A 13,452-nucleotide genomic window follows, 5' to 3' on the forward strand; every position below is an offset into this window, starting at 1 on the left:
GCGTGCTATAAAGCAGAAGGAATTTACTTGGCCCCAAGGCCAGCTCAGTTTAGTCTAAAACAACTATGTACCTAAACCTTGAGAACGAAAAGACGCGCACAATTCTATGCCGTCGAGCTTGGACGTTGCAAAATAAGAACCGAGAACTAAAGTTCTCGTTTTGCGCCCAGCTCAAAGAAAATATCCACGTCTCAGGAAGCCGGGGCATCCGAATTCACTACACACTCTTGAATTTCTCGGGCGAGAATCTGACCATGCCTGAAGCCGGCAACGAGCAACAAACGTTTGAATTTGTTCTCACAGAAGCAGGTGCTATCTCAAGTGATGGCCCTCATAAGGGGCACCTGGCAGATATTGCAGAGGAACTGCGCTGTGCATGGCTCACGCCGGAGGTCGGGATTCATGGTTTATGCTGGCAAACTGAGCCTGGTATTCATACCAAGCTGCCCAAACCATTAAGAACCAGCCAAAGTGTTGCGCAGCATAAAATCACAAGTGCAACCAAGAGCCAGCTGACCATCGAGAGCCAAGCAGACATAAGTCTCAAACTCACCAGTACGACCCGAATGGGCCCACTTCACGGTTGCTCAACCCAGACGACTGTGCTCGATAAATCCAGTGGCCCTGTCAAAATGACCAGAGCTGTCAAAGTGATACTCCACGACCCTGCCCAGCAACAGCTCTTGCCGGCGACGATTTTATCTTCTTTATCTGTGGATAACGCTAAGCCTTGAGCGACAAGCAACTTCGGGGCTTTCGCTGCGGCGTCTTCGCGTCAATTAGAGTGTGTTAGGCTGATTTCTTTTTCTCGAAAATAAGCTCAGGCTCTTCACCTTTACAAATCACTCCTTCAGTGATTCGGCATGTTTGGAGACCCTCTAAAAATGGAACCTCGTACATGATATCGAGCATCGCGTTTTCAAGAATCGAGCGTAAACCACGGGCACCGCTCTTGTTGTTGATCGCCTCTTGAGCAACCGCCTTGATTGCATCATCGGTAAACTCAAGCTCAACACGTTCAAGCCCAAAAAGCTTTTGATACTGTCTCACCAATGCATTGCGTGGTTCAGTTAGAATCCGGACCAAATCTGCCTCAGTCAGCTCTTCCAGGGTAACAATCACCGGAAGACGACCAATGAACTCAGGAATCAATCCGAACTGATGCAAATCTTCTGGACGCAATTCGCGTAGAAGCTCACCAACACTTCGCTCGTCATTAATGCCAAGCTCAGCACCAAAACCCATTCCCTTACGGCCAATTCGCCGCTTGATGATCCCATCAATGCCCGTGAAACTTCCGCCGCAAATGATCAAGATATTGCTTGTGTCAATTTGAACAGTTTCACTTTGGCCGTACTTCTTTCCTCCTCGAGGAGATACGCTGGCCTTGGTGCCTTCAATAATTTTAAGAAGAGCTTGCTGCACACCTTCACCCGACACGTCACGCGTCATTGAAAGTGATTCAGACTTGCGGGCAACTTTATCGATTTCATCAATGTAGATAATCCCGCGCTGAGCACGCTCCACATCGTTTTCAGCTGCGATGAGTAGATTGGCAATGATGTTCTCGACGTCTTCACCCACATAGCCCGCTTCAGTCAGCGTGGTTGCATCAGCAATCGTGAAAGGAACATCCAGCTTCTTCGCAAGGGTTTGTGCCAGCAAAGTTTTACCCGTGCCTGTCGGGCCGACCATCAAGACGTTGGATTTTGCGAGCTCTACATCAGAGCTCTCTGGCTCCAAATTGATACGCTTGTAGTGATTGTAAACTGCAACCGAGAGAACTTTCTTCGCGTAATGTTGACCAACAACATACTCGTCTAGAAATGCTGCGAGCTCTTGCGGCGTTGGCAAAGTTTCAGGACCTTGCTCTCCGGTGTCCCGCTCACTCTCCTCAGCAATAATGTCCGTGCACAGTCGAATGCACTCGTCGCAAATATAGACGGTTGGACCGGCTATTAGTTTACGAACCTCTCGCTGACTTTTGCCACAAAATGAGCAAGTCAGCTGCCCTCCTTGAAAATCTTTACGCGCCACTTCTACCTCGCTGATTGAACCTATAGAGTAACGTAGACCCCGGGCTTGAGCCAAAGAAAAATGCACAGATCGCCGTTCTAGCAAATGAAGATCTGACATGGCTCACTTGACAAACTCCGTTGTTGGCATACTTCAACATGCGAAGGGTAACTTCCCCAGAGAGGGCATCGTGAATTTAAACAATCGACAAGCCAGAATATTACAATCGGTGGTGGAGCTCTATATTAGCTCGGCCACACCCGTAAGCTCTGCTGCAATTGTCGAAAGTTCGCGAGATCTGGGGGTTTCTGCCGCCACCATCCGCCACATCATGTCCGAGTTGGAAGAGGCTGGGCTCTTAAAAAAGCCACACAAAAGTGCCGGTCGCACGCCTACCGAAGCGGGTCTGAGAGCTTATTTAAATCAGCAAAGCGCCCACGCCCTTCACTGGCAAGACCGCAAAACACTCGACTCATGTCAGCTCACGGCCTCGGAGTTGTTTCCCGTAGCACTTGCCCAAAAAATAACACAAATATCAGGACAGCTAACGGTCGTCGCGTTGCCTAAATTTTCGGGAACCCGTTTTAAGCAAATCGGCCTGGTACGCTGCGCGCCCGGTAAATTACTCGTCTGGTTTGTGTCTCCAAGCGGCCTGGTTCAGCAAACCATGGTCGAAGATGATTTTGGACTTTCAAACGAAGACCTATTGCGAACAGAGCGGTTTTTAAACGAGAAATTAAGTAACCGGACCCTGGCTGAGGTTCGCGCCATTGTCGATCGCGAACTTAAAAGCGAGCGGGCCCGTTACGACGCATTTTTGGCCACCGCCATGGAGATCGGCCGACAAGCACTTCCACCGGCTGAGTACGCGCTCTATGTTGATGGGGCCTCAAGTCTGGCCAGGCAGCCTGAATTCGCCAATGCCGACACACTTCACCGGCTTCTCTCAGCCATTGAAGAACGCGAGAACTTACTAGAATTACTAGACAATCTTTTAAAAACACAAGGTGTCCAAGTCGTACTTGGCAGCGAGCATCAAGTCGACACCATCCACCATCTAAGCTGCGTAGGCAGCCCCGTGGATACCCCAGAACCCGAAATCCCTATTTTAGGTGTTTTAGGACCGGCACGAATGGACTATCCACGCTTGATTCCTGTAGTTGGGTATGCCAGTGAGCTTCTTTCCAACTACTGGAACAAGCTCTAAAATCTGAGACTGAGTAAAGCATGACGACCCAAAACGATATCAACGATGCAATCGCCGACGCCCTTGAATCTGTTGAGAAACAAGAAGCGCAAGAGCAGGCAACCCAAAACCACAGTGAGCCCCAGGCGCAAGCCGCTGCCGAGCAGCCCGAAGCTCCTGTCGAGGCAGAGGAAGCTACCCCGGATGCCGAACCCGTTGCCGTAGCAGAGCCTGAAGCTGACCCCGAAGTCTCAGAACCCGGCGCAGCGGAGCTTAAAGATCAGCTGGTACGCCTCGCTGCCGACTTTGAAAACTTTAAGAAGCGTACCCGGCGAGAAAAAGAAGATATCCGTAAGTTTGCCAACGAGCAGCTTCTCAAAGATGTCCTCCCCGCTCTCGACAACCTAAACCGCGCCTTGGCCCACGTTGAAGACCGCGAAAACCCCCTGGTTCAGGGTATTGAGATGGTTGCCAAGCAGTTTCTCGGAATCCTAGACGGCTACGGTGTGACGACGGTAAACAGTAAAGGCCAATCTTTTGACCCTGCGGTTCACGATGCCATGGGGCAAATGCCAACTGATGAAGTTGAGCCTGGCTGTATCGCCGATGAATTTGAGAAGGGCTATCTCATTCATGGCCGCCTCTTGCGCCCCGCAAAAGTGATCGTTGCAATCGCACCGGTGGCCCCCGAAGCGCCCTCAGAAGAAAATTCTGATTCATCTCAAGAGTCTTCAGCCGAATCTTAAAGGCTTTATCCTCCGGCTAAGACCGTCCGCAAGATCTTGAGACGTTGCCGATTCCTTGTTTCCACTCCGTTTTATTAGTAAAACCAAAGGGATGGGGTTTTGTGCCTCATCGTTGATGCAATGGCATCCAAGGCGTCGATGATACTGAATAAGTCTTCGACGCTTCTCAAACTCTGACGCAGAAGCGAAGGCGGCATGTCCAAGACTATCGGCATCGATCTGGGCACAACAAACTCTTGCGTAGCTGTCATGGAAGGCAGCAAGCCAGTAGTCATCCCTAACAACGAGGGAGCTCGCACCACTCCATCTGTTGTAGCGTTTACCGACAAAGGTGACAGGCTTGTAGGCCAAATCGCTAAGCGCCAAAGCGTTACCAATGCAGAGAACACGGTCTACTCCGTTAAGCGTTTTATCGGTCGACGTTTTGATGACGAAGAAGTTCAACGCGACAAATCACGAACACCTTTTGAAATCGTCGCCTCCGATCGAGGCGACGCTTGGGTTGCTGCGCGGGGCAAACAATATTCTCCGCCGGAAATCTCCGCCTTTGTTCTGCAAAAAATGAAGGCCACCGCAGAAGAATATATTGGCAGCGAAATCACCAGCGCGGTTATCACGGTTCCTGCATATTTTAACGACAGTCAGCGGCAAGCCACTCGAGACGCTGGTCGCATCGCCGGCTTAAGTGTCGAGCGTATTATCAACGAGCCAACGGCTGCCGCGCTGGCTTACGGGCTTGATCAGCTCGAAGGTAACAAACGCGTTGCAGTTTATGACCTCGGCGGCGGCACCTTTGATATTTCAATTCTCGAACTCTCGGAAGGCGTATTCAACGTTCGCTCAACCAATGGCGACACCCATTTGGGCGGCGAAGATTTTGACTACGTCATCATGGAACATCTTTGTGATCAGTTTCAAAAAGAGACCGGTGTTGACCTCACTCAAGACCGCATGGCCATGCAGCGTATTAAAGAGGCTGCCGAAAAAGCCAAGCATGAGCTTTCCAGTACCACTGAGACCGAAATCAATCTTCCGTTTATTACCGCCGACGACTCTGGGCCTAAGCACCTCTCCTTAACAATGAAGCGAGAAACACTTGAAGAGCTTACGATATCGTTGATCAAGAAAAGTCTGATACCTTGCGGCCAAGCACTTGAAGATGCGGGACTAACAATCGAAGATATCGACGAAATTTTACTGGTCGGTGGTATGACTCGTATGCCGCTGGTTCAGCGAGAAGTCAGTGCGTTCTTCGACAAGGCTCCCAACCGCGAAATCAATCCAGATGAAGTGGTTGCTATTGGTGCCGGCATTCAAGGTGCGGTTCTAAGCGGAGATATCAAAGACGTTCTTCTCCTCGATGTTACGCCGCTTTCTCTTGGCGTTGAAACTGCAGGAGGCGTGTTCACCGCTCTGATCAATCGCAACACCACGGTCCCCACGCGTAAGAGCCAGGTTTTCTCAACGGCACTCGACAACCAATCGATGGTAAACGTTCACGTCCTTCAAGGCGAAAGACCTATGGCTACCGATAACCAAAGCCTTGCTCGCTTTGAACTCATTGGTATTCCACCTGCGCCTCGGGGCGTTCCTCAAATTGAAGTCACCTTTGAGCTAGATGCCAACGGCATCGTAAGCGTCAGCGCACAAGACTTAGGGACAGGACGGAGTCAGTCGGTTCGAATCACCGCACAATCTGGGCTTACAGACGACGAAATCGGATCAATCATTGATGATGCAGGTGCCCACCGCGAGCAAGATATGGCGCGAAAACAAGCCGCCGAACTTACCAACAGCGCCAGAACGCTCATCTACACAACAGAGCAATCTCTAGCAGAGTACCGTTCCCAGCTAGATCCCACAGATTTAGAACTCATTGAAAACGATCTTAGAAATCTCAAGCAGGCGATGGAAAAAGGCGATCACGCGAATATACCGCAATACTTTAAAGCCTTGGAGACCTCTGCATACCGAATCGCAGAAACCATTTATACCCAAGAGCAAAACGGCTAGTTGTCCGGGAAAGGAGTGGCGATCATGCATGATACATCGCTGCTACATATAACGGATACCTCTATGACTGGCCCACCTCGTTAATATGCAAGACTTCTACGACGTACTTGGGGTCACACGAGACGCTTCCCCTCAAGATCTAAAGCGCGCTTATCGCAAACTTGCGATGAAGTTTCACCCCGACAAGAATCCAGGCAACCGCCAAGCAGAAGAACGCTTTAAAGAGGCCACTCAGGCCTACAAAGTGCTGGCCAATCAAGAGCAGCGCAAACAATACGACATGTTTGGTCATGACGGACCAGGCAACTCAGGAGCCGACCAGGCCGCGGCGCCCAACTCCGGAGCCAGCAGTCCGGGAGCCCCGCCACGTGGCGGCAAAGTATCCGATGTATTTGGGGATATTTTTGGCGACTTTTTTAAACGGAAAAATAAGGACAGTGGTCCAAGGCGCGGTAAGGACACCAAGCAAACCATCCGAATCCCGTTTAAGACCGCGATTTCAGGCGGAGAGCGGGTCATCGATATCGAGCGAGTTGACCTCTGTGCTGCCTGCGACGGCAAAGGCTATCCCCCGGATGCGCTCGCAACCAATTGCGGTGCTTGCTCCGGCGCCGGAAGTATCAGCGTCCAACAGGGTCTTTTTTCCGTTCGGCAACCTTGTACTTACTGCCGCGGCGTCGGCCGGGTAGTCACCACTCCATGTGAGGTGTGTGACGGTGGCGGTTCTGTGGAACGCCTTCGGCAACTTCCCGTCAAAATTCCTCCCGGGGCTGATAATGGTACGGTCCTTCGCTACCCCGGCGAAGGCGAGCCAAGTGGAACTGGCGGTCCGCCCGGCGATCTACGGGTGGTCATCTCGGTGAGACCCCACCCGGTGTTCGAGCGCAACGGGGATACCATCATTGTTGAATTACCCATAACATTGTGCGAAGCGGCGCTGGGCACACAAATTGACGTTCCCACAATTGACGGTAAGGTTAAGCTTAAAATACCCGCGGGCACACAAAGTGGTCGCCAATTTACATTTCGTGGTCAAGGCGCTCCCAGATTGCCTGATGGAGGCCGCGGCGATCAACACGTCAGAGTTGTCGTAGAAACTCCGGTGGAATTGACTAAAGACCAAAAAAAGTTAATTCAAGAGATGGGTAAGCAAGATGATGATAAACATTACCCGAACCGACGTCAGTTTCGAAGGAAGCGCAACAGCTGATGGGAATTAGAAGATGAAAGAAAAAGGATTCTTCGGAAAACTCGTGGATCGTTTAAAGGGCGGTGAGTCTGAATCAACGATTCAGCTTGAGCGCCGACGCGCTAAACGCGAAGAAATAAGTATCCCGGTTAAACTTACGGTAGGTCATCGTCGTATTGATGGCGCAAAAGCGCGAAACCTAAGCCCGATTGGGCTCTTCGTTGAAACCAACTCGGTTCCACCGCGGGGAAGTACCGTTAAGTTGGTTTTTGAAAGCGTGAACCAAGACAACCTAACCATTGAAGTACTCGGTGAGGTCGTTTGGACCAGCATGCCACCGGATGAAGGTGTCGGGATTCAAATCAATCGAAAAATGACAGACGAGGTAAACCTCAAGCATTACAGAGCGATGGTGCTTCACTATATTCGACACCCACCTCTGCTTGAATCCCCGCAAACGGGGAAATTTCGTGAAATTCGCTGCAGCCGATGCGACTGGATTGGGCGCGTGAGCGTGGTCAAACCTGCCTGCCCAAGTTGTGGAAGTCTCGATGTGAAATCGCTCAAGGAATAAAGCTTACTTCAGCTTTTCTTTTAGGATTTCATTTACGATTTTAGGATTCGCTTTCCCGCGACTTTCCTTCATCACTTGGCCAACAAAAAATCCCAAGACCTTCATGTTACCATCTTTGTACTGAGCTACCTGAGCCTCACTTCGCGCTAAGATTCCATCTACAATCGCCTCGATGGCCGATGTGTCCGTGACCTGCTTTAAGCCTTTTTGCTCAACGTATTCTCCAGGCGCTGTCCCGGTTTCCAGCATCGCCTGGAAAACTTCCTTCGCAATTTTTCCTGAAATCGTCTGGTTATCAATCAATTCAACAAGTTCGCCAAGTGCTTGAGGCCCAAAGGCAAGCTGATTCACCTCATCACCTTTTGCTTCTCGCAGCACCTCGTTGATCGTCCAGTTTGCAACGAGCTTGGCGTTGTTGTGACGAGCCAATGCTTTCTCAAAAAAGACCGCTACATGGATATCTTCCGTGAGCACTTTCGCTTCTTTGTTTCCGAGCCCATACTCCGACTCATAACGGGACAGACGAGCCGCCGGAAGCTCCGGTAAGGCTTCTTTGAGTGCTTCGATGTAGCCATCCTCTAGAATCAAATCCGGTAAGTCTGGCTCCGGGAAATATCGATAATCGTGGGCTTCTTCCTTTGAGCGCATCGACCGCGTGGTGTTTGTTTTTGTATCCCAAAGCCGAGTCTCTTGGATAATCCTGCCTCCACTATCAAGCACGCTGGCTTGGCGAGATACTTCATACTCAATCGCCTGCTGTACAAATCGAAAAGAGTTGATGTTCTTAAGCTCTGTTCGCGTCCCTAATTCCTTTTGCCCCACAGGCCGCAGTGACACGTTCGCATCACAGCGAAAACTTCCTTGCTCCATGTTGCCGTCGCAAACTTCAATGTAGCGCAGGATTTGATGCAGCTTCTTTAAGTAGGCCACGGCTTCATCAGCCGAGCGCATATCGGGCTCACTCACAATCTCAATCAGTGGCACGCCTGCTCGGTTATAATCGATGTAAGACCTTCCACCTGCAACCAGATCATCATGCACACTTTTACCCGCATCCTCTTCCATATGGATCCGAGTGATGCCTACAGTTTTCTTAGAACCACCAACCTCAATATCAAGTTTGCCCCAGGTCGCGTACGGCCTATCGAACTGCGTGATTTGGTAGCCCTTGGCCAAGTCGGGGTAAAAATAGTGCTTACGTGAAAACTGGCTGGCTTGGTGAACCTCGCATTCAAGCGCTATGCCTGCCTTCACCGCTAAGCGAACAGCCTCTTTATTCAAAACCGGCAAAACACCCGGCATGCCCAAGCAGACAACATCCGTTTGTGCATTTGCAGACGCCCCGAATGCTGTTCCGCTTGTTGAAAACAATTTACTCTCAGTGCGAAGCTGAGCATGCACTTCTAGACCAATTACAATTTCATAACTCATTGTCCTGCCCTCCGCGTATGCCAGTCATGGCCTTTCTCGTAAGCTCTGCCAACTTTTAAAACAGTGCCCTCTTCCCAAGGTCGGCCCAGCACCTGCATGCCCATGGGCATACCCGCTTTGCTAAATCCGCATGGTAAGCTCAGACCCGGTAAACCTGCGAGGTTGGCACTCACCGTAAACACATCAGCCAAATACATGGAGACTGGGTCATCCATGTTTTCACCCATCGTAAAAGCTGTTTGAGGCGTGGTTGGCGTTATGATCACATCAACCTTTTCAAAAGCTTTCTCGAAATCCTGCCGCAAGAGCGTGCGGACTTTCTGCGCCTTTAAGTAATAAGCATCGTAATAGCCTGCTGAGAGCGAATAGGTGCCCAACATAATACGCCGCTTGACCTCATGCCCAAAACCGGCAGCTCGGGTCGCTTTGTACATATCAAGCAAACCACCACCCGGATCTTTTCGGAGCCCATAACGAACGCCATCGTAACGCGCCAGATTACTCGAAGCCTCTGCCGTCGCGATTAGATAATATGTTGCGATACCATGTGAGGTGTGAGGCAATGACACCTCTACGAGTTCAGCCCCCTGACTCTCATAATAGGACAGCGCCGCGTCAACTGATTGTCTGATCTCAGGGTCGATGCCATCGATAAAGTATTCTTTCGGGACACCAATTTTGAGTCCCTTGACGCCGTCATCCAGCGTTGCACTGTAATCAGGGACTTCTTTATTTTTACTGGTTGCATCTCTGGGGTCGTAGCCAGCGATATTACCCAACAACAATGCTGAGTCCGTCACTGTCCTGGTCATCGGTCCCACTTGGTCCAATGAGCTGGCAAAAGCGATGACACCGTAACGAGAAACCCGGCCATAAGTAGGCTTAAGCCCAACGGTTCCCGTAAGCGCCGCAGGCTGCCTGATGGAGCCCCCCGTATCTGTACCCAGAGTTCCAAAAGCGGAGAGATTAGCAACCGCGGCCGCCGACCCGCCAGAGGAACCTCCTGGAACCTTATTTTCACCCCAAGGGTTTCGAACCGGACCATAAGCTGAGTGCTCATTGGATGAGCCCATGGCAAATTCGTCCATGTTTAATTTACCCAGCATGACCGCACCGGCGGCGTCCAACTTCTCAACCACATGTGCACTGTAAGGTGGCAAGAAGCCTTCAAGGATTTTAGAACCACAAGTGGTCGGAATATCTCGCGTTAGAAAAATATCTTTAAGTCCAAGCGGAATACCATCTAAAGGTCCAAGCGCGTCGTTGCTCTTTCGGCGCGCATCAGAGGCTTCAGCTTGCGCCATAGCCTCTTTGCTCGCCACATGAAGCCACGCACCCATGTCTTGGGTTTTCTCTATTTGAGACAGCGCCGCTTGTGTTGCCTCTTTACTTGAAACGTCACCGCTTTGAAGCTTCTGTGACAGCTCTTGCATCGTATTGTTTAAGATTTCCATGGTACTACTCAATGATCTTTGGGACGCCGAAACCGTCGCCCAATCGTTCAGGAGCTTGGCGTAAACCGAGCTCAACATCTAATCCAGGTTGTAACTTATCTTCACGCAAAGTCGTGCTGAGTTCGACCGCATGGGTCGTAGCCTCAACACCTTCAGTGTCGAGTTCATCAAGCTTGTCAACATAGCTCAAAATAGACGCCAGGTCTCTCGTGAGCATTTCAACTTCGTTCTCTTCCAGCTCCAGCCGCGCAAGCGTTGCGATTCGCATCACCTCTTCAGCATCGATTCTTTGCTTTGTCATAATCTCTTTGCCCTAATGACTAGATGGCCTATTCAGGCCTTGCCTCTAATTCGATAATTGCCGTTCTCACCGATGCGGCATGCGAGCCCATAGGTAAGACTTTTAAATAATGTTTAAAATGCTTCAACGACTTTTCTTTATTACCACGCACTCGCCACAGCTTCCCTAAACCTCGGTGGGCTTCGGCAAAGTCTTTGGCGCGCCTCAAAACTTGCTCGAAAGCTGAAAATGCCGCCGGCAAACTATCTTGTGCGAGGTGACAAAAACCGAGGCCCGCCAAAGCATCTATATTGTTTGGCTTTAGTACCAGCGCTTTACGGTAAAGAGCCGTAGCCTCTCTTGAAGATCCTGCGTCGAGCTTTGCCTCGGCTTGTTGTAATAAAGCCTGTAAAGGGGTTAACCGGCCACTCTTCTGCGCAGACTGAGCGCGCTTTCGTTGAGCCACCTTCACGTCTTCTTCAGGCTTTCCTGCCGCAGCTTTTGCTTCTTCTTCTTCTGGGACGGGGCCTGGTTCACCCTCGGCTGCGTCCGCTGGAGTCAACTTCTCTTGGGATTGTAGTTTTACAATATGCCCACGAAGCCTCGCGGCAAATCGGTGGGCAGGCGCTTTATTGAGTACAACATCAATTTCTTGAAGCGCACGAACATAGTTTTTGTTCTCAAGAAGAAACCGAACCATCTTCAAACGCATCCGATTTTGCGAAGGTCCATTAATGAGGAGTTCTTCCCAAGAAATCAGACGCGCATCTAAGGAGCGTGACTCTGAAAGTGCCTCAAAATAATGCCGACTGATGTGATTGGGATCGATGATTTTAATTCGGGTTAGATGCCGGCGAAAGTCGTGTACTTTAGACTGGCGATAGAAATAATCTGCCAGCACAAAATTAGCTTCCACTGAATCTGCCGCTAACCCAGAGGCCCGCGTTGCGGAAAGAAAAGATTTCTCCAAACGGCTTGAAGCTTTGTTCTCAAGATCTTTTAAACGCTCTTCATCAAGCGCCACCTGACCGGGGTCCCACTGAATTTCTTCTTTAGAAAGCCAAACATCCAGGAGCAAGCCATCGGCGCTGGCCATTAAACTCAGGGCGAGCCAGGCATGAGCTGGCGCGTAGTCTGGTGCCACTTGGGTGGCTCGCTCAAAAGCCGCAACCGAGGATTCAACGTGATGTGCGGTATCCTGCATCAGTTGCCGCCGGGCATCATCAACAAAGAGCTGGGCTTTTTGGATCTCGCGATTATGTTTTTCTTTAAAGTGATGGAAAGTAAAAACAATCGCCGCGCCAGTGGTCAAAGCGAGGAAAAAAACGAGGAAATTATTCTTAACTGTCGTTTTGGGAGTCTTAAGCTTACCCGAGGCCTCCAATGAAGCTTCCAAAGGAGCACTGGATACAAAGTCTCGTGGGATTTGTGGTCTCGGATGCGTGAGTTTTGTTTGGCTGACTTCAAACAACGCCGCAAGCTCAACGATATCTCGTAGCCTTCGCCAGCCCTTACCCGTATGAGAAATCTCATCATCAGGTAGAACATCACCAGAGCGCACCATTGTCTGAAGGGTCTGCAGCGAATCGAATCTTAACTGTTCACCATTGGTGCGACGAAGAACCCAGCGCTTTTCAAGCAAACCACCACGAGACGGGACAAAAGCCTCCCCGCAAGTCACACATTTCAGGGACTTGGGCGGTGTGTCTCCACCTTCGAGCTCCACCAGGGTGGTGGCGCCGCAATGTGTGCAACGGGTTTCCATTAAGGTCCATTACGCTCTGCGTCGTCAAAAGAAGTAAGCTTCTTATCTGCACTTTCGCCGGATTGCCAACCGGCCAAGGTCAGATTGGTTGAACAAAGCGGGCAACAATCACCTTACGACCAACATCGGGAAATTGAACCGTCAATTTACGCCGCTGCCCCTGGCCATCACTGGCAACGACTTGCCCAACTCCAAAGGTCGCATGGGAAACACGGGTGCCCGGAGAAAAAGCATCACTTTCCTCGAATTCATCAGTAAAAACAGGATCATAGTCCGAGTCGTCATCTCTAAAGTGGTCCAGGAGGTTGCCTCGGGTGGGTGCTTTCACGGCCGGCTTTGCCTTCACCCCCATATCAATTAGCTCCGGAGGTACCTCCGCGATAAACCGGCTTAGCTCAGACCAGCGGGTGTCACCAAAAACTGTTCGAACCCGAGCGCTGGAGAGGTGAAGGTTCTTTTTGGCGCGGGTTATTCCCACGTAACAAAGTCGCCGCTCCTCCTCGAGTTCTGGCTTGGAGTCCATGCTTCGGCTGTGAGGGAAAATGCCCTCTTCCATGCCCGGCATGAAAACGGTCCGAAACTCAAGGCCCTTGGCGGCGTGAAGCGTCATCAACGAAACCTGAGGCGGCATATCTTCCATGGCATCAATATCACTGGCCAAGGTGACCTCTTCTAAAAAGCCCGCCAACGAAGGTTCTTCAACCAGCTCAGTATATTCGGCAATGGCCGAGATAAGTTCATCAAGGTTAGCAATGCGGTCTTGAGCTTCGTCAGTTCCCTCGGCCTGAAGTGCACTGA

The 13,452-nt window shown here is 50.7% G+C and carries 12 protein-coding genes; 6 read left to right on the forward strand and 6 right to left on the reverse strand.

The window, feature by feature from the left end:
* Window positions 1-125 precede the first annotated feature (125 nt).
* Window positions 126-734: a hypothetical protein gene (locus HOK28_00180; GenBank protein MBT6431475.1), complete on the forward strand. Its 609-nt coding sequence runs from the start codon at window positions 126-128 to the stop codon at window positions 732-734.
* A 55-nt stretch (window positions 735-789) separates the two neighbouring features.
* Here HOK28_00180 and clpX read toward each other — a convergent pair whose 3' ends face one another.
* Window positions 790-2,136 (reverse strand): ATP-dependent Clp protease ATP-binding subunit ClpX, encoded by a 1,347-nt coding sequence (gene clpX / locus HOK28_00185; protein MBT6431476.1) that lies wholly within the window; start codon window positions 2,134-2,136, stop codon window positions 790-792.
* Between clpX and hrcA the strand changes: the two genes are divergently transcribed.
* The 5 genes from hrcA to HOK28_00210 all read left to right on the forward strand — a co-directional run bounded on the left by hrcA (window position 2,135) and on the right by HOK28_00210 (window position 7,724).
* Window positions 2,135-3,223 carry a heat-inducible transcription repressor HrcA gene (hrcA, locus tag HOK28_00190; GenBank protein ID MBT6431477.1) on the forward strand — a complete coding sequence of 363 codons (1,089 nt, stop codon included), beginning with the start codon at window positions 2,135-2,137 and terminating at the stop codon, window positions 3,221-3,223. The genes clpX and hrcA overlap by 2 nt on opposite strands.
* Before the next feature lie 20 nt (window positions 3,224-3,243).
* A complete protein-coding gene (gene grpE, locus HOK28_00195) occupies window positions 3,244-3,948 on the forward strand; it encodes a nucleotide exchange factor GrpE (GenBank protein ID MBT6431478.1) in 705 nt (234 codons plus the stop codon).
* 195 nt (window positions 3,949-4,143) lie between these two features.
* On the forward strand, window positions 4,144-5,961 hold the full coding sequence (gene dnaK / locus HOK28_00200; protein ID MBT6431479.1) for a molecular chaperone DnaK: 1,818 nt from the start codon (window positions 4,144-4,146) through the stop codon (window positions 5,959-5,961).
* Window positions 5,962-6,046: 85 nt separating this feature from the next.
* Window positions 6,047-7,171 (forward strand): molecular chaperone DnaJ, encoded by a 1,125-nt coding sequence (gene dnaJ / locus HOK28_00205; GenBank protein ID MBT6431480.1) that lies wholly within the window; start codon window positions 6,047-6,049, stop codon window positions 7,169-7,171.
* 13 nt (window positions 7,172-7,184) lie between these two features.
* Entirely contained in the window at window positions 7,185-7,724 is a 540-nt protein-coding gene (locus tag HOK28_00210) for a PilZ domain-containing protein (GenBank protein ID MBT6431481.1), read from the forward strand.
* A gap of 3 nt (window positions 7,725-7,727) precedes the next feature.
* Here HOK28_00210 and gatB read toward each other — a convergent pair whose 3' ends face one another.
* The 5 genes from gatB to HOK28_00235 all read right to left on the reverse strand — a co-directional run.
* Window positions 7,728-9,155 (reverse strand): Asp-tRNA(Asn)/Glu-tRNA(Gln) amidotransferase subunit GatB, encoded by a 1,428-nt coding sequence (gatB, locus tag HOK28_00215; GenBank protein MBT6431482.1) that lies wholly within the window; start codon window positions 9,153-9,155, stop codon window positions 7,728-7,730.
* Window positions 9,152-10,609, reverse strand: a complete 1,458-nt coding sequence (gene gatA, locus HOK28_00220; protein ID MBT6431483.1) for an Asp-tRNA(Asn)/Glu-tRNA(Gln) amidotransferase subunit GatA — start codon at window positions 10,607-10,609, stop codon at window positions 9,152-9,154. The genes gatB and gatA overlap by 4 nt, the downstream gene beginning before the upstream one ends.
* A 4-nt stretch (window positions 10,610-10,613) precedes the next feature.
* Window positions 10,614-10,910, reverse strand: a complete 297-nt coding sequence (gene gatC, locus HOK28_00225) for an Asp-tRNA(Asn)/Glu-tRNA(Gln) amidotransferase subunit GatC (protein ID MBT6431484.1) — start codon at window positions 10,908-10,910, stop codon at window positions 10,614-10,616.
* A 28-nt stretch (window positions 10,911-10,938) separates the two neighbouring features.
* On the reverse strand, window positions 10,939-12,654 hold the full coding sequence (locus tag HOK28_00230; GenBank protein ID MBT6431485.1) for a tetratricopeptide repeat protein: 1,716 nt from the start codon (window positions 12,652-12,654) through the stop codon (window positions 10,939-10,941).
* Between the two features lie 79 nt (window positions 12,655-12,733).
* A partial coding sequence (locus tag HOK28_00235; GenBank protein ID MBT6431486.1) for a DUF3553 domain-containing protein occupies window positions 12,734-13,452 on the reverse strand: 719 nt, incomplete at its 5' end.

It is taken from the genome of Deltaproteobacteria bacterium (assembly GCA_018668695.1).
Classification (GTDB): Bacteria; Myxococcota; XYA12-FULL-58-9; order XYA12-FULL-58-9; family JABJBS01; genus JABJBS01.

What these genes read in the sequence shown, in the direction of transcription:
- hrcA (MBT6431477.1), top strand. Translation starts at nt 2,135, where the DNA reads ATGGCTCACTTGACAAACTCCGTTGTTGGCATACTTCAACATGCGAAG.
- clpX (MBT6431476.1), bottom strand. Translation starts at nt 2,136, where the DNA reads ATGTCAGATCTTCATTTGCTAGAACGGCGATCTGTGCATTTTTCTTTG.
- grpE (MBT6431478.1), top strand. Translation starts at nt 3,244, where the DNA reads ATGACGACCCAAAACGATATCAACGATGCAATCGCCGACGCCCTTGAA.
- dnaK (MBT6431479.1), top strand. Translation starts at nt 4,144, where the DNA reads ATGTCCAAGACTATCGGCATCGATCTGGGCACAACAAACTCTTGCGTA.
- dnaJ (MBT6431480.1), top strand. Translation starts at nt 6,047, where the DNA reads ATGCAAGACTTCTACGACGTACTTGGGGTCACACGAGACGCTTCCCCT.
- HOK28_00210 (MBT6431481.1), top strand. Translation starts at nt 7,185, where the DNA reads ATGAAAGAAAAAGGATTCTTCGGAAAACTCGTGGATCGTTTAAAGGGC.
- gatB (MBT6431482.1), bottom strand. Translation starts at nt 9,155, where the DNA reads ATGAGTTATGAAATTGTAATTGGTCTAGAAGTGCATGCTCAGCTTCGC.
- gatA (MBT6431483.1), bottom strand. Translation starts at nt 10,609, where the DNA reads ATGGAAATCTTAAACAATACGATGCAAGAGCTGTCACAGAAGCTTCAA.
- gatC (MBT6431484.1), bottom strand. Translation starts at nt 10,910, where the DNA reads ATGACAAAGCAAAGAATCGATGCTGAAGAGGTGATGCGAATCGCAACG.
- HOK28_00230 (MBT6431485.1), bottom strand. Translation starts at nt 12,654, where the DNA reads ATGGAAACCCGTTGCACACATTGCGGCGCCACCACCCTGGTGGAGCTC.